We start from the raw sequence: 21611 nt of genomic DNA on the forward strand, positions 1-21611 counted from the left end.
TACGGCTTTATACTATAATAGAAAACCTAAATTTTTAATATTATTTGTTAGGTTTTCTAGTATATAATAGAGGAAAAAACATATTAAATACTATTGTCCTCTATTATACAAAAGTTAATTGTTATAGCAGAGGACACTAATAACCGTAACTTTATGTCCTTTGCTTTAAATTCTTGTCACTCAAGTGCTTTTTTAATAGCGGTGTATACTTCAGGATAACGTGCAGTATTGAGAAGTTCGGTATGCAACAGTTTGAATCGTTCGCACGTGCCATTAATGAGTGTGGTATGTGCACCTTCGAGCAGGGCATCTTCTTGAAGGACGATGCCATCTCCTTGTTGCCCATCCATATCACAGCCAGTACCAACAATATTATAGATGGGAATTGTAGGTATTTCTTCTCGATTAAGCTTGTTCATAAATAAACTATTGGCATTCATATCACGGCATTCAAGTTCTCCTCCAAACACCGTACAGTACTTTGCAACATCTCCTTTAATTCCTTTGTTCGGTGTGCCTACTACGATGAGCTTTGCAACAGCATCAGTACCAAAGATCTGGAGATACCGTCGAGCAACAAGACCTCCCATACTGTGTGCGATAATAACTATCTTTGGTTTTCCTGTACGCTGTTGAATGGTATCAATAAGTTCTTTGAGGCGAATCGCATAGGTATCAATATTCTCGCTCTTTGTCTGAACAATGACATAGTCCTCTTGTTCCTGAAAAAGATCAAGATAGTAACTTGCTTTCAGTGTTACGGGAACATTAAAGACGCTGAGTGGTGGAATCGCTTCAGAGGAAGAAGTGGTGAGTGATATTGCTCCTCCGTTAATGTATCCTTCTTGCTCAAGTTCTTTTTGCAGATCGTTAAAGATATCAAGGCTGTAATCTGCTGCTGTCTCTGCGCTTAATGCATGTCCATGCAAGAAAACAAGAGGGAATGTTTCTGGATCATTTTGACAGCTAGGATCATTACAGCACGGATTGCATTGCTTAAATACACAACATTGCGCCGATGAAAGTGAAAAAGAGATGTTCAACAGTGGACCAAGTCTTTCAGGTACTACAAGTATGTTTTCTGGTTGTGGTCCTAACGCAGGAAGTTTTGTTGTAACCTCCTCACACGCTGCAGGTTGATTTCTCATCAATAATTCTTCTATTGTTGTGTTGGTCATATTTGTTGTATTCTCTTGAGCCAGTATATTTGCGAGAGCAATCTCGGTAGTATTTATTTCTGTTAGAATAATTTCTTTGAGTGCGAGACTGTCCGGCGCATCGAGAGGTAATCCCTCGAGATAGTCCTGCAAGATTTCCTTTTTTGTATTCTGAAAGAGCAGAAGGGTATCTATCGCGGTGCTCTTTGTTTTATCTACTTCAATTATTCCTTCTCCATTTTCTCCTTCTCCATTTATCGAGGAATTATAGATCTCTTCATAGAATCTATGCAACTCCGCCATATCGTTACAGGTTTTTTCAGCATCAACCGATGTTTGGTTTTCCCATTTACTTATTGATGATTGTAATGACGGTTTTTCACAATTGATATTCAAACGACAAGCCAACTCATAATCAACATCGCTCTGAATGATCTTTGTCATGGTTTCATACTGGATTGCACTTGGTATCGCTTCATAACTGTTCTGTGTGTTATTAAATATATAGTCAACAACAACCTGTTTTTGTTCACGTGAAGTGCGTTGACTAACAAATTGTTGCACTGACGAAAAATCCTCAGTTTCCTGCTTAATCTCTTGTGCTTGTTCATCATCTAAGAGATATAGCTGCTGAAGTTCTTCAAGCCAGTGGTGGCTCTGATTGAGTTTTTTTATAACCTCATTATATTCAGCAACCATACTGGTGAGATTATTGAACATCTCCTCTGCTTGCTGGGCATAGAGGCTTGCAGTGGGAATAAACGAAACATATTCGTCTTTGACGCTTTGATATCTTTCTGCGCGCCACACTTGCTCTAAATGTTCTAGTTTACTGATTTGTTCGGTAACATTCCTTTGTAACAGGTTGAGCGATATTTGAAATTCGTCCGTTATAATATATGGATCAACGAGCACACGTATTCGGTTACTTTCGGTAAGTGTATTGGTCGTTGTTGTCATGGTTTGTGCAAGTTCATTCAGTTCTGGAAAAAGCTTTTCTCGAAGAATATCCTCAGATACAGTACGTTCATAGGAGACTAACACGAGAACATTTCTGGTTGTGTCTTCTTCTTTGGTATGGCAAAGCGCACTTTGCTTTCCCTGGCAGGTTATATCAAAGCGATAGAGAAGATACCCTTCACCATACAGAGGCGTTTGAATGCCATAGGTTTTAGTTACGGGTATGCCTGCTTGTACGCTGAAGTTTTCTGGAACGTTAGAGGTTTCTGTACTTAGATCTTCAAATTGAACGAAACATATCGCTTTACAGAACGTATTTGCTTTTGCATTAACGGTAAAGGTAATATTGTCTTCTTCTCCGTGCAAGAGTGTTATATAATCCTTGTCTGTAGTAACTTTAATGATGATATCATTCCCTAAAATAAACTGAAAATACAGCCAGCCTTTTGCACTAATGAATAAGAGAAGAATAAGCAAACTAATTCCTAAACCAATCAAGAGTTTATGGTCTCGGAGCCATCCCACGACTTCATTTTTCTCCTCTTTTTTTTCCATCGTTCTTCCTATTGAGGTAGGATTATATAATTCTTGCGTTATCTTTTTATACCATGATACTTTTCTTCTTTTTATGCAGGACATTCTTGGGGATCTCATTGCCCATCTTCGGGTTAATACCGAAGAGCTGGAAGAGAGTGCAAAAAATAGTGCCAATGAAGCTCATGAAGTTATATTCTCTGAAGCTGGCTACACCACTTTTCCTTTTGCTGCAGCAAATTTTCACCACATCCAACCTTACTCTCCCAACACTTCGCTTAACCTTACCTTCCTTTTTGTTGATGGTGGAAATGCTGAAATTCTTGAATCATCCTGTTTTTCGTTACAGCAGTTACGGACAGCTGCAGTCATGGTGAAGAACAATAAACGAGTTGCCTTTTACCGCAGTAATTGGTTATGTATGATTTCTCCTCTTACCCAAAAGGATCATGTCTATTTTAAAGTAAAACTATATGCCTCAGAAAAGTCATTGTTTTCCGTTCCTCAACAGTTCCTTATTGATGCGATGGATGAATCATTACGCCTTGGACAACAACGCGTCGCATTAAATAAAATCGGAGAACTCATCAGAAGAATATTAGAACTTCGTATGGCTCAGTTTATGGTTCAGCAAAGCGATCCAGGTGCTATCCTTGTTCTTGATGGTTCACTACAGATCACTCATCGTGAAGAGCAAAAGGTATTTGAAACACTCTCTCATGAAGCTACCAGTAAGCAGATACTTTTGTGCGGACTATGTAAAACAAATTCAATCATCACCAAGAAAGGAACATCTATTGTTCCACTCCTGCAACAACATGCACCTGCTGAGGGGATATGGTACTATACTCCTCTTGCCGTACGTCAGGACTATTCTGATAAGACATTATTGTCATTTGTTAAGCTTCACTCTACTGCACGCTATATTTTTTTGTTTGAAAGTATCCATGATGAGCATTGTGACCTTGCAAAAGTCGTTGCTGGACTTGCCCAAAATGCTCGAGATGCTATTTTTCCAGGTTATCCGTATGGGTTAATCTCAGCAGACCAGTTTGCTCGTATCAGCCATCAGGAAAAAGAGCTTCTCAAGACCCAACTCATGGTTCATGCAGGAAGCCACTGGAAACTTATTGAACATTCCTTGCGCACGAAGAACGCTCACGCTGTTTTGGATACTATCCTTTAATTTTAAGATCTGCTTCTTTTGAATGAGATTCTATCACAATACCATCATATAATAGAAAACCTACATTTTTAATATTATTTGTTAGGTTTTCTAGTATATAATAGAGGAAAAAACATAGTAAATACTATTGTCCTCTATTATAATTCCAAACCTTTTTATATCAACATTATTTTATGGAGTTTATGGCCGATCTGTTTCGTGAGGAAATTATTACCCTTCTAAAGAAATCATTAAACCTAGATAGAGAAGTAATCCTTGAGGTTCCTCCTTCTCCGGAGTTAGGAGATTACGCATTTCCCTGTTTTCCCTTAGCTAAAATAATGAAAAAATCTCCCCAAGAAATTGCCCAAGACTTAAGTAAACAATTGAAACCTTCTCCCCTCATTGAGCGTATCGAAGCTCATGGGCCATACGTTAATTTCTTTCTTGATCAACATACCCAAGCAATAGACACGTTGCAGCATATTCTGAAAGAAAAAGAGAACTATGGCAGAAAAAAGAGCTTGAAAAAAAAGGTTGTTATTGAATTTGTTGGACCGAATACCAATAAGCCGCTCCACCTTGGTCATGTAAGGAATATGGTTCTGGGTGTTGCTCTTGGAAATATTCTTGAAGTTGGTGGCTGTACGGTTGTTCCGGTAAACATTAATAACGATCGTGGGGTGCATATCTGCAAATCAATGCTTGCATATAAAAAATGGGGAAACGATGATTCTCCAGAAAAATCAGGGCTTAAATCTGATCATTTTGTTGGAAAGTATTATGTTAAGTTTGCTCAAGAAGCAAAGAATAATCCTGAACTTGAACAAGAAGTACAGGCCATGCTTGCACAGTGGGAAGCCCATGATCCTACGGTTATAGCCTTATGGAAAAACATGAATACCTGGGCACTTGCTGGATTTCAGGAAACATATGCATTATTTGGCGTTCGCTTTGCCAAGGAATATTATGAGAGTGAGACCTATCTCCACGGAAAGGAAATCGTTTTAGAAGGATTACAAAAAGGGATTTTTAGTCAAGAGGCTGATGGGGCTATTGTTGTTGATTTACATAGCCAGGGATATGGTAAAAAAGTCCTGCTTCGTTCAAATGGAACTGCTGTCTATATTACCCAGGATTTATACGTAGCAAAACTACGTTATGAAGATTATCATTACGATCAATGCATCTATGTTGTTGCCAATGAGCAAAACCATCATTTTCAGGTGTTGTTTACGGTGTTACGTCTTCTCGGAATGCCCTTTGCTGATAAATGCTATCACTTTTCTTATGGTATGGTTAACTTACCTACGGGAAAGATGAAATCACGCGAAGGAACGGTTGTTGATGCTGATGATTTGGTGGCTGAGATGGTTACCTTGGCAAAACAAGAAACCGTAAAGCGACATCCCCGTTTAAGTGCAACTGATATCGAGGCTCGTGCTCAGCAGATAGCCATGGCTGCAATACGATTTTACCTGTTAAAGCATGATCCAAGTAAGGATATCCTTTTCCATCCAGAGGAATCCCTTGCATTCGAGGGCGAAACCGGACCGTATGTCCAATATGCCCATGCACGGATCTGCTCCATTCTTCGAAAGGCGAGGTTTACTGCAACTCCAGAAATTCTGAAAGAAATCTCTTTTGCCGAGCAACTTCCCCAGGAGAAAGAACTTATTGCTCTCCTTGCCCGCTACCCTGGTATTGTGGAAGATACCATTAGCACGTACCGGCTATCCTTAATCCCTCGTTATTTACTTGATCTTGCGCAGCAATGTAATGAATTTTATCATTCCTGCCCAATCTTAAAAGCGCCTCCTGGAATAAAGTTGCGTCGTTTAATGATCATTGCTGCAGTCCGCCAGGTCTTGCAGAATGGACTTACCTTGTTAGCCATTGATGCTCCTGAACGGATGTAAGGCAATGGAGAACTCAGGACTAAAAAACACGATACCCCAAAATCCTGAAATCAAGGTGATGCTAAGGTGATACCATGATGACAAAAAAACCACTCTTTGTAGCGAATTGGAAGATGAACAAGACCCATGAAGAGGCAGCAGCTTTTTGTAAAGACTTGGTTGCTGTTGTTGGACAAACAGCTGATCGTGACATTGTTATCTGTCCTTCATTTACTGCACTTGCGTCCTGCAATACTATTCTTGGGAACGTTGGAAGCACCGTTGCACTTGGCGCACAACATATGCATTACAAAGATGCTGGGGCTTATACCGGCGAAATCTCTCCGCTCATGCTCCAGGCATTAGGCTGCACCTACGTTATTCTCGGCCATTCTGAACGTCGGGAATTCTTTGGCGAAACAAACGATGCTGTCCGGAAAAAGGTTCTTGCTGCATTGAATCATGGATTAATCCCTATTGTCTGCATTGGTGAAACTCTTCAGGAACGTGAACAACGGTATACCAAGGCAAAGGTAAGTATGCAGCTGAAAGAAATTCTTGCTAGTCTTGAACATGAAGAACTTGACCGTCTTGTTGTTGCGTATGAGCCAATCTGGGCCATTGGAACAGGAAAAACAGCAACGCCTGAACAAGCCCAAGAGGTCCATGCCTATATCCGTCAATTGCTCAAGGAACATTTTGATCCTACCCTTGGAAAGGCCATCAAGATTCTGTACGGCGGCAGTGTTAAGCCAGAGAATGCAAAGGTATTACTTGACCAGAAAGACATTGACGGGTTTTTAATAGGTGGTGCAAGTCTTGATCTTGAATCATTTAAGGCTATCCTTAAGGTACTTCCATGGCCTGAACAGATGATGTCTTCCTCAGCAATGCTTCCGCCTGATGACCTGCCAAAGCCTCAATCACCCGAAGATAATGATTCATCACCACTTATTTCCTGGTAATTTTTTACCTTACTTCAACATAGATTTTTGCAGTCCCATAGACTTGGGGTGGTGCAATACCGTTTTCTACCTTGACATTGAAGATATAAGTTCCTGCTTGGGCATCGTTTGGCACAAGAAACCCTACCAGAAAGGTGTAATCTTCGTTGTTCTTGAGGGTTATCGTTCTTTGGGCATTTTGTATCCATGACTGGGCTTCTGCTTGACAGGGAGAACAGATGGTTGTTTTATCGGTACGATAACCTGCTCCTGGCTCAATGCTTAGCGTAAAGGTTTCTTGATTACCCAGAACATTGAGGACACCAATACCAAACGTGACAAGATCATTCCGTTGGACCTCTTTCTGATTCAAGGGAATAGCTACCCGTGAGCCATCCAGCAAGAGCTGTTCTATTTGTTTTTCAGTCTGTTCATCCAGCTGGAGTTTTGTTTGTTGCGCTTTACCAAAAAGATCAGTAGCAAACAAAATGCCAAAAATTAACGCTGCAATGCCAAGAATCAGCATAACAAGATACGTAACGGTAAATTCAAACCCTTTTTTTGAACGCATCATTTTACTGAGGAGGTTATGTTTTCCTGTTTTCCAACAGTTAATTACTGGATCACTTCATATTCTCGGACAATGAGAATGAGCATCAGGACAAGCACAATCGCTCCGACAACAACAAAGCTCAATCCTTTTGTAACACTGTAGTCTCCAACAGTCATCTGGTATGCGCCAAAGAGCATTACTAACACACCAATCCAGAGGAATTTATCCAGGACGAGTTTCATCACTTCAAACTCTTCCTGACGGGTTAATCGTTTTTTCATGAGCATCACCTCTATTTGACCTGGATAAAGAACTGGGTCTGAGCGAATACATTTGTTAGTTGAGCTTGTGGGGTCATCACAATCTTACAAGCATATTTTCCTGAAGCTGTTCCTGAAGGAACTGCGGCAAGAATCTTAAATTGTGCTGCTGTTGCAGCGGTTACGGTTTGTGGTAGTCCTGTAATGAATAGACTTGTTGGAGCAGCATTTATCACACAGGTAATAGCGGGAAAACAGTCAGTACAGGGATCTGTCTGGGTGTTATAAAAGTTGAAGCTGAATTCGGTGTCCTTATTTTGCTCGATGGGCATAACCGTGAGAGGAACAACAAGGGGATCCTCTGCAGTTGCCGGATAATCCGGCGGAGGGATCTCAAGTTTGCTCTGAAGTTTAGAGAACATCCCTTTGGTAAATGCTAACCCAAGACCAAGCATGGCTATGGCCAATACAAGAACGACAACCGCATTAATAGAAAGGCTTAAACTTCCCTTTTTTTTATGGAAGAAAATCATTCAATTCACCTCTTTTGTGATACAGCGCACACTCTGTATCCTCTGAGCATCTACTTATTTATATATGTTTCGCTTCTGTCTCTCGAAGAGAATCTCGAAAAAAGCGATATTCTTGCATTTGTCATAATCTTTTTATAGGAGTAGCCCTCTCCAGCAGCACGTTATGATCAAACGCGCTTTGGTGAGTGTTTCCAATAAAGAAGGGATTGTTGCGTTTGTTTCTCAGTTGGTTTCTTTAGGTGTTGAAATAGTCTCCACAGGAGGTACGGCTGCATTACTCAAGAAGCACAAGCTTCCTGTTGTTGATGTTGCAAGCTACACACAATTCCCTGAGATGTTAGACGGACGAGTAAAAACTCTCCATCCAAAGGTATTTGCTGGTATCCTTGCCCAACGTGCTAACAATGATCATCTCAAACAAATGGAGACGGCAAAGATCCCGTTCATTGATATGGTCGTTGTTAATCTTTATCCTTTTGAGGAGACCATTGCTCATGCAAAGGTAACCGAAGCAGAGGCTATTGAGCAGATTGATGTTGGAGGTCCAAGCTTACTCCGAGCAGCAGCAAAGAACTATGCAGATGTCATAGTGGTATGCGATCCTTCTGATTATACCATGATTACTGATGCATTGCGTAACGGTAATGTCCCTCAGGAAATGCGAAGGCAGTTAGCGTTTAAAGTGTTTCAGCGAGTTTCTCTGTATGATGCTGCCATTAGTACGTATCTGCAGCAAATGTGCGGGCAAAGCAGCCATGACAAGCAAAGCTGTCAACCATCACAAAACAACGAGAATAAAGAGATTTTTCCCTCTATGCTCGATCTCCATTTTAGTTTGGTTCAGCATTTGCGCTATGGAGAAAACCCTTATCAACAGGGAGCATTTTATCGTGAACAAAATATACCTGAACCTTGCATTGCAAATGCCAAACAGCTTCATGGAAAGGGGCTTTCCTACAATAACATCTTAGACGCTAACGATGCCATTGAATTAATCAAGGAATTTACCGCACCAACAGCAGCGGTGTTGAAACATACCAATCCCTGTGGCGTGGCTAGCGCTACCTCTATTGAACAGGCCATTCACTTAGCAATGGGCTCTGATAGTATGTCAGCCTTTGGTGGTGTTGTGATATTAAACAGAAACTGTACCAAAGCTGTTGCTGAATATCTCAAGCCATTATTTCTTGAGATCATTATTTGTCCTGCCTTTCAAAAGGATGCACTGGCCATTCTCCAAGAGAAAAAGAACATCCGTCTATTGGAAACAGGAAAACTTGTTCGTACAACTGCTGGTTTTGACATGAAAAAGGTTCTTGGTGGCATACTTATCCAGACAAGAACGTTTCCTAAACTTACGAAAGAAGGTCTTCGTGTAGTCACCAAACAAAAGCCCAATGATGCGCAAAGCAAGGCCATGATGTTTGCATGGTCAGTCTGTAAACAGGTAAAATCAAATGCCATTGTCTATGCTCAGATGCTTAAGGACGGTGAACTGCAAACAACAGGTATAGGAGCGGGACAGATGTCACGAGTAGATGCAGTGAAAATCGCTTCGTTTAAAGCAGGAGATCTTGCACGTTCCTCAGTTATGGCCTCTGATGCGTTCTTTCCCTTCCGTGATGGGCTTGATGAGGCTGCAAAGGCAGGAATAAAAGCTATCATCCAACCGGGAGGATCTATCCGTGATCAAGAGGTAATCGATGCAGCAGACGAGCATGGCATGGTCATGGTATTTACTGGTTTCCGAACCTTCAAACACTAGTTCTATTCAGTTAGAAACCATTTTTGGATGAGCGTGAATAATGAAAACCTTTATATGCTTATAACCTACGGTAGAGCTATGAAGAAGAGACAAGTCCTGATTGGCATTGTAATGATTATTATGACCACGGGACTCCTTACCTTAACGATTGGACGCCAACTTATCCAAGGCATTGAGCCTAGTCTCTCTTCCTTCTTTATTGTTCATTTTGCAGGATACCTGGTCTTTCTCCACATGCCGGTTGAAGTCCTTATTCCCTTCTATGTTAGCTATGGCTATGATCCCTTTATTCTGTTCATTGGTGCAATAGGCACGGCAATGGTCGCACAGTTCATTGATTATGGCATAGGTTATCTTTTTAGTTACAGCATCATCCACCATGTTATTGGAGAGAGAAAATCTGAAAAATTAAAGAGGGCAATTGAAAAGTATGGGAACATTGCAATTTTTGGTTTTAATCTCTTGCCGTTATCCTCACCAATTCTCATCACGACCGTAGCTATGGTAAGATATCCTTTTCGTCTTGCAGTTTTCTATAGTTTTCTTGGTTTAACCGTAAAGTACCTTATCCTCATCTATGGATTCTATTTTTTTGGAGGATCATGAAGCACAAGATTTTCTTTACGGACAATAGCATCAGAGGGAGCATATCCTAGAATCTGTGGGATCTCTTTTGTTTGTTTTCCTTTAATTTTAACAATATCCTGAACAGCATATTCAACCAATCCTTGACCGATAACAACATCTTTCTTCTCTGAATTCATCAATGAACTCGTTTGGAGAGAGACAAGATCACCAACCTGAAATGTTCCCTTGACATCTTTAATTCCCGACGGAAGCAGACTTTTTTGGTGGAAAAGCGCATTTTTTGCACCATCATCAATAATAAGGACGCCCTTTGGTTTCGTGAAGAGAATCCATCGCTCTCGACTTGCGATTTTCTTTTGGGCTACAAAAAGCGTACCAAAGGCCTTTCCTGCGACAATATCAGTAATAATCTGCTGTTGTTTCCCTTTGGCAATAATCATATGAACACCAGATTGCATACATATCCGTGCAGCATTAATCTTGGTCTTCATACCGCCAACACCTAAGCTTGTTTTTTTCTTCCCTGCAAAATTCTCTACCTCAGTATTTAACTCACATACTTCCGGGACAAGCTTGGCATGGTGAAATTCCTTAGGGTTACGATCATACAGGCCCTCAATATCAGAAAGCATAATCAGAAGATCAGCATTGATATTGGTTGCTACATAAGCTGCTAAGGTATCATTATCACCAAGCTTCAGTTCATGGGTTGCAACCGGATCGTTTTCATTCACAACAGGAATAACCTGACGGGCAAAAAGAGCTTGTAATGTATTCCTGAAATTAAGGTAACGTTCTCTATTCGTAAAATCCTCTTCAGCTAGTAAGAGTTGTGCAGTATGCATACCTGCGCGCTGAAATTCCATTTCGTACAGATGCATCAGGTGGCCTTGACCAACCGCAGCACAGGCCTGTAACTCGGCAAGAATACGCGGCCGTTTATTCATGTTCAGGAGCATCATGCCAGCGCCAACAGCACCTGAAGAAACAACAACAACATCACGGTTGAATGATTGAGCCTGCTTTAAACGAACAATCTGCTGGATTAAATGCTCCAAGTGCTTCTGATCAATCGTACCATCATGTTGAGTAATCGTATGTGTCCCAATTTTGATAACAATACGCTTACATTCCTTGAATTGTTCTCGCATAAAACACCCTACACGGTAGCTCTATTTATATATTTTGGTGTTGCGACAACATACAATGTCCGTGATGTTGCCAGAGCGAAATCTCCATTATAAATCCCTGAAAATAGCCTAACTGAAAACGGAACATGATTTATCCCCCGTGATAATAAGCCCCATCTCATGTCAGTACTGCACTGTGCATGCCGTACTTTTTCGAGCATTCCTGTCATAAAACCAATAAGGGGATATTGCCCGAGTATTTGCTCAACCTGAAATCCACTGTCATCGATAAGAGCTTCAAGGTCTTCTTTGGTATAGGTATGTTCATGTGATTCATTATGATCTACAAGGTTCTTTCCATTGGGGACCGATAAAAATAACATCCCTTGTTCATGGATATGTTCTCGGAATAGTCTCAGCACCTTATCAGGATGAGCTACATGTTCAAGCACTTCAAATAACGAGATAATAGTAAAAACTTGGTCAGGATAAACCGAAGGGTCTTCAATATCTCCGTGAACATAAGTTACTTTTGGATGAGCATACCTTTCTTGTGCATGAGTTATCGCTTCAGCAGACGAGTCTATACCGGTTACTTCTAATGCCCTTTCAGCCAACATAGATGAACCATATCCTGAACCACATCCAGCATCTAAAACAACAGAATCGCTTTTTGTATAGCTCAAAACATGACGATAACGCCGTAGATGAGCGTATCGTGATAATGCCATGATATGCTTATCATAATAAGGATCAACACGTTCATGCATTGTAGATTTAGGAAATGAAGATTGTTTTATAAATACATCTCCAATTTTATCTCTTTCTTCCCAAACCTTTAAAAAGAATTCATGGTTTTCTTGGGATGATAATATGACGACGATTGCATGGTTTAACAATATAACAAAAGAACACGTTGCTACGGTTGGAGGCAAAGGGGCATCACTTGGGGAGATGTACAACGCAGGCATGCCCATTCCTCCGGGATTCTGTGTAACGGCGCAGGCATACGCTCTCTTTCTGAAAGAGAATAGATTACATGATGGTATTGCAAAACTGCTTAAGGGATTAGATGTAGAGGAAACAGCAAAACTCGATGCTGTTGCAGAAAAGATTCAAGAAAAAATTCTCAATGCAACTATTTCGAAAGAGATGAGCACCAGCATTGCCAAAGCTTATAGTGAGTTAGACGGGTTTGTAGCTGTTCGAAGCTCAGCTACCGCAGAAGATCTTCCCCAGGCAAGCTTTGCAGGCCAGCAAGCGACGTTTTTGAACATCAAGGGAAAGGAAGCTGTTGTCCAACATGTCAAGGAATGCTGGGCAAGTTTATTTACGGCAAGGGCAATTTATTATAGAGTAAAAAATAACTTTGATCATATGCAAGTACTAATCGCCGTCGTTGTCCAAAAGATGGTTAATGCAAAAAAAGCAGGCGTCATGTTTTCTGTTAATCCCGTAACTAATGAAGAGAAAGAAATGATCATTGAAGGAAGTTTTGGATTAGGTGAGGCAGTTGTGGGAGGAGAAGTAAGTCCGGATACGTATATTCTCGGAAAAGATCCTCTCTGTATCAAGCAGAAACATGTGGGCATTAAAGAATTTGGGTATTTTAAAAACGCAGAAGGAAAAACTGATAAGGTTTTTTTTGATGAAAACATGAAAAACACCCAAGTCCTTGAAGATCACGAAATAATAGCCTTGGCTGAACATGGCACCCATATTGAAAAATATTATGAATTCCCTCAAGACATTGAATGGGCCATTGATGATAAAATTTATATTCTGCAGGCAAGGCCAGTAACAACCTTTAAGAAAAAGTAGCCAAAAAGGTAACTATGGACGTTTCAGGTGCAGTTCTCTTTGGGATTATCGCGATGGTTGCGTATGGATTAGGTGATGCCATTGCCAAAAAACCAATTCAACAGATCGGGGTCCAACAGACCATTTTTGTCAGAGGAATGGTGATTAGTCTTATCTATATCATTGCACTTTTGGTCTATCCCTTTGAAATGAGCTTTCATTGGTCATCATTCCTGTTGAGTATTTTTCTTGCCATCCTTGGTTATCTTCCTCTCATCACATTCTACAAAGCAATAGAAATGGAGAACATAGGTATTGTCAGCACCATTGCTCATGCATCAGTCATTATAACCATCCTTCTTTCCTTAGTTGTCTACAAAGAAAAGTTAACAACCATAACGCTTATTGCCCTTGGTCTACTTTGTTGTGGTATTTTGCTGATCTCTACTCATCACACAAAACAGGTAAACAATGGAAACAACGCAAAAAAATATCCAGGAACGTTTACCTATTCCAAAGGTATTTTTTTTGCAGCCATTACGGCATTACTTTGGGGGGTGATCTGGTTCCTTATGCGAATTCCCACACAACTTCAAGGAGCCATGCTTACTTCTTTTATTCTGGAAGGTGGCATAACTCTTTGCAGTTTTTTTTATCTTCTCAAAAAACAACAACTTACGTTAAAAATACCCGGTTCATTGTGGCGAACGCTCTTTATTGTTGGCTTATTAGCTTCCATAGGAACATTAACACTGATGCTTGGCGTTAGATATTTTCCAACCAGCGTTGTTGTCGCAATTGCCTTTGCAAATCCTTTAGTAGCTGCTCTCTATGGAAGAGTTGTTTACAAAGAAAAACTAAATCTGGTCCAGTATGCAGCTATTCTGTTAATTGTCTCCAGTATTGTGGTCATTTCTCTGTTTTAGGTATTTAGAGCAGATTACCAATAACCGTTTTAGCAATAAAGAAAACAAGTAAAGAGCCACTCATCATAAAAGGGCTGTACCGTAAGCCACTTCTCAAGGTTCCATCGCGAATAACACCGATCAAGACACTTGCCAAGATCCCGGTAAGTAAAAGCATAACAATAGAAACGGTTTGCACAAAACCAACGCTAATGGCTACATCACCGCTAAGAAAACCAATCCCAAAGGTGTTGTTCATATTTACTTGCTGTTGCATAGCCGTGACAATGCCCAGAAATTGAATACTGACGGCAAAGAGAATAGGCGCGCCAAGAAGAACAGTAAAAAGGATAAACAGTGCATAGGTCTTTGTTTGGGTAACAAATTCACGCTTCAAGGAGCGAGTTTCTCCGATATCCTTACCAAGCTCTTCCAAGAGAGGAGCAAGATGACCTCCTGAACGCATGGCTCTTGCAAAGAGTTTCATTGAGCGCTCAAGAGTCTCTGAAGGAACACGCTGAGCTATCTGAAGGAGTGCATTATCAAATGAGGCAGTGCCAAATGCACGTTTCGTTGCATGGTGAATTTCATGACTCAAGGGACCAAATTCTTTTCGCGCAGAAAGTTGCAATGCCTGAAAGGGAGTCATACCTGCGTGGAGATTTGCAGCCATAAGCTGGAGTGCATCGGGAAGAGCAGCTTCAACGTCTTTAGTACGATGATCAACCGCATACCGCAGATACAACAAAAGAATGCCAAAGGTTAATCCCCCTAAAAAAAGACCAAGAAAAATAAAACGGGTATCAAAAGAGCCAACATAAGCTAAGGGAAAGAGAAGTGCCATCGAAAAGACAAGAAGTGAAAGAATAGTTGATGATCCTAACCAGGAAATCCATGATTGAGCTTGAGCAGCAAAGAGAAGTTGCTGCGCAATATAATGCTGCATCTTCGATGGCCAGCAGCTTGCAACGATCCTATAGATTCTCTCTTTGTTCATACAACAATAAACCTCTTCGCTCATTTACCAGGTGATAATGGGACGTCGTGTTTTTACGAATCCAATAAGGATTATTTGAATAACAAAGGTTAGGCCAATAAACATAAGGAAAAATACGGGAGTAACACCGAATCCTGCAAATGACGAAAGAATAATTAAAAGTGTTGTTCCGATAGTAGGAACAGCAACAGCAAATAGAAGATACAACAAGCTCCAGAGGTTCAATTCTTGAGCATAACTTTTAATGCTTGATCGTTGATTGCTCGTGAGCCCATCAATAACACTATGTAATGCGCCTTGTAAGCTTGCACCTGCTTTCATGGTATTAACTAACTGCCAAATGGTTCTTCGTAAAAACTCGGATTCGCTTGTTAATGCCAAGTCTTCAAGTGCCTCTGCAATTGATTTGCCGCTATTAATTGACTTTACAACACGAGCAAATTCTTCTGATACCAACCCATACTTTGCTTTTGCGATATTTACCAACGCATCATATAAAGGCACTCCTGCATGGATCTGCAGTAAGAGATCTTTTAGAGCAAAGGTAAGGCTCTTATCGATTTGCTCGGCTTTTTTACCTGCCAGGATTTTTGGATAATAAAAGAGCACAACAAGAACAAGAAAAGAAAAAAACAACGCAACGAGAAAGGCAATAACTACCGAAGCAATAACGGATTGATGAAGTTGATAGTAACGTAAGAAAAAGAAAATAGCAAAGGAACAGAAAAATATGAAAAGCGCATTGCATAGGGAGAAAAGAATATAGGTTGGTGCATTAACACTCAATGGAGTTTTGCTTAGCCATTGCTCAATCTGAGGAAATCTCTTTGCAAGTACATAGCCAAACCCTTTCCATGGTTTACCTAGTGTTTTACTCACGGATTCAGGAAGAATCCACAAGGGTGGTTTTTTGGTTTCCATAGCGCTATCGTTCTATGCATTATCCTAAAAAAGGCTTTGTTATAATGTATTACGTTAAGAACTTGGTTGGGTTCTCATTGGTAAGCGCAGCATTGATAACCTCATTTGGGTGTACATAATAATATTTCATAATACGGCCAAAAACAGTTATATCAAGCAAATGATGATTAAACATCCATTGGAGGATTGCTTCTTTCTGCTTTAAGTCCTCATGAATCTCTGCAATAGTCATTCCCGTATGGAGATTAAGATCCTCAACCACGCGAACACTTTGATTGACTTTTTCAATGGTATCTGAACGAGGATGCCACCGAAATAAGATATTTAATTGCACTTCCTTTTCAGTACCACTCAGAATTTCTGCAAGTTCAAGTGTTCGTCGCAATCCACGTCTTCTGTCTCTGTATTGCACAAGGATAAGATGTAATGCCTCAAGTTCAGTTTTGGGAATTTGTATTGGGGGTTCTAATAATCTCCGCTTTACTTGATGGACGGTATCGGCATGCATGGTTGCATAGACACTATGTCCCGTATGCATTGCCTCAAAGAGCGCTTCTGCCTGCTCTCGCCTTCTCATTTCTCCAACAATGATGCGATCTGGTCTCATGCGTAAACTGGCAACCATGAGATCGAGCATGGTCACTTCACCTTGACCTTCAGGGTTTTTAGGCCTGCTCGTTAAAGGAACCCAGTTCCACTCGAGTTCTTTGGGGAGATTAATCTCGCGAGTATCTTCTATAGAGATAATACGTTGGGTTGGTGGCATAAATCCACAGATGCTGTTCAACATGCTTGTTTTTCCGGATGCAGTGCCACCAGCAACAAGAATATTAAGTTCATACTGTACTGCTAGCCAGAGAAACGCTGCAATTTCCTTATTCAAGGTTTTTGTTTCTGGGGAAAGCAAGGCAATAATAGTCCAGGGATTTCTCGCAAACCGGCGAATGGTTAAGGTATTTCCCGCTGTTGAAATAGGAAACATGGTTGCTGCGACACGATCCCCGGTCAGGAGATGAGCATCCATAATAGGATGTAGGATATTAATCTCTCTTCCTACTTTTCTTCCAATCTGGGCAGCCAGATTATAGATCTGTTCTTCATCTTTCAATTGCTGTGACGTTGTGCACCATCCCAATCGTTTATGATAAACAGCAATATGGTGCTTGGAACTATTAATCGTTAATTCCTCAAGGTAATTATCGGCAAGAATGACATCAATAAAGCCTAATCCAAAAATGCGGTGAAGGAGTATTCCCGCAAGGATATTCTGATCTTTATTCTCATTCCCTACATGACGAATGAGCAAAGCTTTTGCTGTGCTCAGAAATTCCTTTTTCAGAATGCTTAATTCTTCAAGGTCAGTAATGGTTGCTATGTCTAAAGGGACAGTATCAGCCAGTTCTTCAGTAAGTACATCAAGCAATGCCTGTGTTGCAGGACCAATCTCTGGCATTTCAAGATCATAGGTAAGGACATTCTCTCTTGAGTCTTGAAAGATACGAACAACTGCAGGAACCTCATCTGCAATAACCGTGTAGGTTTCAACGAGTTTTTTTGTCATGATGCTCTTTTACCTGCAAGGAAGGTTGTCCAAACGGAGGATAAGTAAGGGTCATAAGGCCAGCTTTGTCAAGAAGCGCTGCCCATTCTTCAATGATCTGAGGAGGGCATTGTAAAGCCACTGAAGCTTGTTCTAATGAGACTGCTTTCTGTTCCTGAACTAAGGTATACAGATCATCCAGACGAGTTTGTATCTTATGCTTCTTTTGATGAACCGTTGTTTCACCAACAGCCTTCTGATGAAGCATAGAGGGAACTGTAGGGGGAATAAGAGGAGGGGTAAGCGACTCATTCCTCTCTGAAATAATCTGTTTGCCTTTATGTAATAATCCCATGGAGCTACCACCATTGTCTTTTACGTCTATATCATACGTTTTTAGATTATGGGTTCTTTATTTTGTCCTTTGCTATACTCTTTGGTTGATTCTTGTTTAATATTCTCCATCAAACGTTGGTAAACAGCAAAGTCCTCTGAGGCAACAAATTGCCGTATCTCATGTTCAGGAAGCTTTTCAAGAAGTTCATCAACCATGGTCAAAACCTTTTTCACGTCATCGGCGAGTGTATGTTCAGGAGCATGTTGTTCCAAAGCAGAGGGAAGTCCTGTCAGGAAAAGAAAATCATCATAGACTAACTCAATTTCCGTTTTAAGCGCATGTTCCTCATGTTCTAGTTCTGATCGAATATTTTTTAACTCTTGTTCTCGTTCAAGGAGCAGATACACACGTTGGACTAATCGCTGTTCTTCTTCGTCAGTAACTTTTACCCGATTCCCATAGGTCTTCAAAAACGAGAGTGTGGTGGTTTGGTGAAGCTCATCAAACTTTGAGGGGGACAAAGGTGCGTGGCCAGAGAAAACTTTTTCTGAAGAAGACTTAGCTGCAAGCTTATCGGGAAATGAAGAGGGAAGGGGTTGTAGAGAACCTGTTGAGACTGATTGATCTGCATGAGGAAGATGGCGAAAATGAATCCAGAGGAATAATACAAACAGAAGAAAGAAGATACTCCCAAGTACAATAAGGGCAACGCTATCAAAAACATATCCTAAGATAAAAGCAACAAGGCCAAGAATAAATAACAGTTGATCAAGGAAGGATTCTTTTATACGCGACAAAAGAGAATACTGTCCATTGAAAAGGGTATTCTTTCTCAATTCCTCTTTTTTTTCAAACCAAGGCAAAAAAATCCCCCTCTTTTTACGTTACTTCTTTTTTCTTCAGGTTACGACCTACGGGATTTATTGTAGGTTTTATCTATAAAAGGAACTATATTTAAATAGTTTGCGCTTCATGTAACTCGTTTGTACTGCAAACCATGTTCTGTGTGCTTTCTTTATGTTTTTTTGCAGTCATAGACTAGAAAGTCTCCGTGATTACCATCATTATATTGTTGAACGAGGAAACATCGATCTTGGAGGTATGCAGAGAGTTCGTTTGCCATACCAATACCCCGATAAGGTCGAATGATGACATAACGTACTCCAGCTTCATTAAGTGTTTTGATGAGTTCGCTTATACTCGTTAAACCACTTCGAAAACGCATATCATTCGTATCAACCTCTTGTAAGGTAATAGAACGATCGGCGAGAAGGGCTAGGAGAGGGACTGAAGAATCATCGCCAAAAATAGTTTCCTTTGATGAGGTAGTCTCCTGAATAAAAGTGACCATTTCTTCCAAAGAATCAAATGAGGCAAAATCAAAGCGATTAAGATAAAGCGCATCAGCAGTAAGGTTCCAAAGAAAAAAAAGACCCAGACCAGCAATAATAACAAAAAATATCCACCGTGGAAATTTCTCGTAGAGCCGGGTAAAGAGAAGCACTAATCCAAAACCACCAAGAATAGCTAAGAAAGGGAAGAGCAAGACAAAGTAAAACGCAAAGATTCTATTGAGCGCCAAAAGAAAGAGAACGTATGCTAAAGCAACGAGCCAAATCGTAGTAAAGTGTTTTCTTGCTCGGGTAAGCAAGGCAAGAAGTGCACTGGCAACAAGAAAGAAGTTCATCCTTATCACGGTTCCTATCAGATGAATGGTATTACTCTCACCTTTTGGTTTAAGGAGATGGTATAAGTAAACCTGAGACAGATACGGCATTCCACTGATTATAAAAAAGAGAAGATTAACGGTTCCAAAGATCAAGCAAAAACCAAGAAGAAAATGAAGAAATTCAGATCGTTTAACAACCAAAAGATATAACCCAATAACCAGAAAGGGAACAAGACTATACAATCCAGTTATTCCTGCAAGACCAAAGCTTATGCCAGATGCAAACACACGATAGCGAAAAGAGCTTGCAAAGAGAAAATACAAAGCAATAACAACAAACATCGTTGTTTCATTAATACCAAGGCCGTAAGTTGCTTCAAGTAAGGTGTTGTAGCTTAATAAAAACAGAGCAGTTGTTACTAGCGCTGCAGGAAGACTGTTCGTTGTTTTTTTCATAAAAAAAAAGAGAACAAGTCCTGAAATGAGTGTTGAAATCAACGGAATAAGCTTGACAAAAGTGATATGAAAACCAGAAACCAGAAAAGCGAGTGCAGTAAGGTAAAGATGAAGTGGAGGATGAGCAAAGAAAAAATCAGTATAAGGTACATAGCCCTCAGTAACCAATCTTCCCATGTAAAAATAAATCCATTCATCACCAAGATCATATTGGAATAAACCGCGCATTTCAACAGATACAAAAAAAAGAATAAGAACGAACAAGAGTAGATAAGAGATGAGGCTTGTTTTTTTCATGGTAGTTATCATACAGATGTGCGTAATGAGTGAGAGTGTCCAACAATCTTAAACTTGCCTATTGAAAGCATTACCCAAAAGAAATGATATTCTTCGTATATAAAAGTATCGACATGATAAAAAAATATTCATTCAAATCAATGTGATGGAAAACAGAATATGCATCCATTGCAATCTCAACATTCACCATGCAAAAAAGATTCACCACAAAAATCAATGCAAAATAATTTGCAGGAATTTAGAAAGTTTTAAATAGTAGTTATACATAGAATAAAACGTAATTGATTATCTCTTCAAAAATGAAAAGAAAAAAGTGTTCTTGGTGTTCTCAATTTGTTTGCCAACGAAGATTAGGCTATTCCTCTAATCTCCGATTAATCTTAGCTTGAGGTGAGCATATGGAAGAGGAAGAATACTACGAAAATGTTGATGAAGACGACGATCAAGACGATGACCATGATGGAGATGGTATTGACTATACTGAAGATAGGGATTACTTAAGTTAAAATAAATAATGCAAAATAAGAGGAGGTGAATACTCATGGCAAAAAAGAAGGCTGCAAAAAAGAAAGCCGGAAAAAAGAAAAAGTAATTTCGTATTAATTTTCTTTTTATTTTTATTTTTCTCTTATTCTGTTAACGTTTATCAGAATCAAAGATCGTTCTGAAAATCAAAATTATTCTCGTTATTATTGTTTGGGTTTCATCTTACTGAAGATATCCTGGCTCTTATCTCGATTATCTCTTTTTGGTCAATTACAATGTTCTTGCATTTGACTAGGAATGTTGGAGTCTTTTTCAGGATAAGCTCAAAGTTTTTGTCTGGCACTTGCTTATTCACATAATACTGTGAGTCTATTCTTGCAGAGAAGGCTTTTTCAATCAATTCAAAATCATCGGGTGTAAAATGATCTTTCAGATACTTTTTTGTAAACTCAATAGTACACGAATGAATCTCGCATTTGATGCCCACTTTCATAAGAAGGGAATAAACGCCATGATAGATAGTGTAGTATGCAGTGGTCAGTTGCCAGTCCCTGCTCTTTGAAGTTTTCAATGTATGTAAATAATAAACAAAAGGCGGCTATCTGAGGGTTGAAACCACTCAGCGTTTCGCCGCCATTAAAGCTTAATACGCTATCAGGCTCTTTTGTTCTCTTCTCTTATCCCAGTGTTTCTCCTGACACTCCTCGATATAGTGC

Annotated in this window: 20 protein-coding genes; 7 read left to right on the forward strand and 13 right to left on the reverse strand. The window is 40.0% G+C overall.

All coding sequences use genetic code 11. The features are described 5' to 3' along the window. Nucleotides 1–176 precede the first annotated feature (176 nt). Entirely contained in the window at nucleotides 177–1148 is a 972-nt protein-coding gene (locus HYW21_04865; GenBank protein ID MBI2548655.1) for an alpha/beta fold hydrolase, read from the reverse strand. 1597 nt (nucleotides 1149–2745) lie between these two features. Between HYW21_04865 and HYW21_04870 the strand changes: the two genes are divergently transcribed. The 3 genes from HYW21_04870 to HYW21_04880 all read left to right on the forward strand — a co-directional run bounded on the left by HYW21_04870 (nucleotide 2746) and on the right by HYW21_04880 (nucleotide 6679). After that, nucleotides 2746–3837, forward strand: coding sequence for a DNA double-strand break repair nuclease NurA (locus HYW21_04870; GenBank protein MBI2548656.1), 1092 nt, complete (start codon nucleotides 2746–2748; stop codon nucleotides 3835–3837). Between the two features lie 182 nt (nucleotides 3838–4019). After that, complete coding sequence (gene argS, locus HYW21_04875; protein MBI2548657.1) at nucleotides 4020–5735, forward strand: arginine--tRNA ligase; 1716 nt, start codon at nucleotides 4020–4022, stop codon at nucleotides 5733–5735. A gap of 77 nt (nucleotides 5736–5812) precedes the next feature. Continuing rightward, nucleotides 5813–6679, forward strand: coding sequence for a triose-phosphate isomerase (locus tag HYW21_04880; protein ID MBI2548658.1), 867 nt, complete (start codon nucleotides 5813–5815; stop codon nucleotides 6677–6679). A gap of 4 nt (nucleotides 6680–6683) precedes the next feature. Here HYW21_04880 and HYW21_04885 read toward each other — a convergent pair whose 3' ends face one another. Genes HYW21_04885 through HYW21_04895 form a run of 3 tightly spaced genes read right to left on the reverse strand, consistent with a single transcriptional unit; the run spans nucleotide 6684 to nucleotide 8004 of the window. Then, nucleotides 6684–7232, reverse strand: a complete 549-nt coding sequence (locus HYW21_04885) for a type II secretion system protein (protein MBI2548659.1) — start codon at nucleotides 7230–7232, stop codon at nucleotides 6684–6686. A 41-nt stretch (nucleotides 7233–7273) separates the two neighbouring features. Further along, nucleotides 7274–7492, reverse strand: a complete 219-nt coding sequence (locus tag HYW21_04890; protein ID MBI2548660.1) for a hypothetical protein — start codon at nucleotides 7490–7492, stop codon at nucleotides 7274–7276. A gap of 11 nt (nucleotides 7493–7503) precedes the next feature. After that, nucleotides 7504–8004 carry a hypothetical protein gene (locus HYW21_04895; GenBank protein MBI2548661.1) on the reverse strand — a complete coding sequence of 167 codons (501 nt, stop codon included), beginning with the start codon at nucleotides 8002–8004 and terminating at the stop codon, nucleotides 7504–7506. A 163-nt stretch (nucleotides 8005–8167) separates the two neighbouring features. On the opposite strand from HYW21_04895, the gene purH reads away from it, so the two are divergent. Both purH and HYW21_04905 read left to right on the forward strand, forming a co-directional pair. Beyond that, nucleotides 8168–9769 (forward strand): bifunctional phosphoribosylaminoimidazolecarboxamide formyltransferase/IMP cyclohydrolase, encoded by a 1602-nt coding sequence (gene purH / locus HYW21_04900; GenBank protein MBI2548662.1) that lies wholly within the window; start codon nucleotides 8168–8170, stop codon nucleotides 9767–9769. Between the two features lie 78 nt (nucleotides 9770–9847). Next, the gene (locus tag HYW21_04905; GenBank protein ID MBI2548663.1) at nucleotides 9848–10375 is read left to right on the forward strand and encodes a VTT domain-containing protein; all 528 of its coding nucleotides are present in this window, start codon (nucleotides 9848–9850) and stop codon (nucleotides 10373–10375) included. On the opposite strand, the gene proB is transcribed toward HYW21_04905, so the two are convergent. Next, nucleotides 10354–11508 (reverse strand): glutamate 5-kinase, encoded by a 1155-nt coding sequence (gene proB, locus HYW21_04910; protein MBI2548664.1) that lies wholly within the window; start codon nucleotides 11506–11508, stop codon nucleotides 10354–10356. The genes HYW21_04905 and proB overlap by 22 nt on opposite strands. A gap of 8 nt (nucleotides 11509–11516) precedes the next feature. Continuing rightward, nucleotides 11517–12257 carry a class I SAM-dependent methyltransferase gene (locus HYW21_04915; GenBank protein MBI2548665.1) on the reverse strand — a complete coding sequence of 247 codons (741 nt, stop codon included), beginning with the start codon at nucleotides 12255–12257 and terminating at the stop codon, nucleotides 11517–11519. Nucleotides 12258–12360: 103 nt separating this feature from the next. On the opposite strand from HYW21_04915, the gene HYW21_04920 reads away from it, so the two are divergent. Then, nucleotides 12361–13308: a hypothetical protein gene (locus HYW21_04920; GenBank protein ID MBI2548666.1), complete on the forward strand. Its 948-nt coding sequence runs from the start codon at nucleotides 12361–12363 to the stop codon at nucleotides 13306–13308. A 14-nt stretch (nucleotides 13309–13322) separates the two neighbouring features. Further along, nucleotides 13323–14213 carry a DMT family transporter gene (locus HYW21_04925; protein MBI2548667.1) on the forward strand — a complete coding sequence of 297 codons (891 nt, stop codon included), beginning with the start codon at nucleotides 13323–13325 and terminating at the stop codon, nucleotides 14211–14213. Between the two features lie 4 nt (nucleotides 14214–14217). On the opposite strand, the gene HYW21_04930 is transcribed toward HYW21_04925, so the two are convergent. The 7 genes from HYW21_04930 to HYW21_04960 form a co-directional block, all read right to left on the reverse strand. Then, nucleotides 14218–15189, reverse strand: a complete 972-nt coding sequence (locus HYW21_04930; GenBank protein MBI2548668.1) for a type II secretion system F family protein — start codon at nucleotides 15187–15189, stop codon at nucleotides 14218–14220. A 24-nt stretch (nucleotides 15190–15213) separates the two neighbouring features. Continuing rightward, on the reverse strand, nucleotides 15214–16110 hold the full coding sequence (locus tag HYW21_04935) for a type II secretion system F family protein (protein MBI2548669.1): 897 nt from the start codon (nucleotides 16108–16110) through the stop codon (nucleotides 15214–15216). 49 nt (nucleotides 16111–16159) lie between these two features. Beyond that, the gene (locus HYW21_04940; protein ID MBI2548670.1) at nucleotides 16160–17671 is read right to left on the reverse strand and encodes a type II/IV secretion system ATPase subunit; all 1512 of its coding nucleotides are present in this window, start codon (nucleotides 17669–17671) and stop codon (nucleotides 16160–16162) included. After that, nucleotides 17652–18005: a hypothetical protein gene (locus HYW21_04945; protein MBI2548671.1), complete on the reverse strand. Its 354-nt coding sequence runs from the start codon at nucleotides 18003–18005 to the stop codon at nucleotides 17652–17654. Before HYW21_04945 ends, HYW21_04940 begins: the two co-directional genes overlap by 20 nt. A 41-nt stretch (nucleotides 18006–18046) precedes the next feature. Next, entirely contained in the window at nucleotides 18047–18850 is an 804-nt protein-coding gene (locus tag HYW21_04950) for a hypothetical protein (protein MBI2548672.1), read from the reverse strand. 152 nt (nucleotides 18851–19002) lie between these two features. Further along, nucleotides 19003–20409, reverse strand: a complete 1407-nt coding sequence (locus tag HYW21_04955) for a hypothetical protein (GenBank protein ID MBI2548673.1) — start codon at nucleotides 20407–20409, stop codon at nucleotides 19003–19005. A gap of 703 nt (nucleotides 20410–21112) precedes the next feature. After that, on the reverse strand, nucleotides 21113–21466 hold the full coding sequence (locus HYW21_04960) for a hypothetical protein (protein MBI2548674.1): 354 nt from the start codon (nucleotides 21464–21466) through the stop codon (nucleotides 21113–21115). Nucleotides 21467–21611: the final 145 nt, after the last annotated feature.

The organism is Candidatus Woesearchaeota archaeon (assembly GCA_016187565.1).
Lineage (GTDB): Archaea > Nanobdellota > Nanobdellia > Woesearchaeales > JACPJR01 > JACPJR01.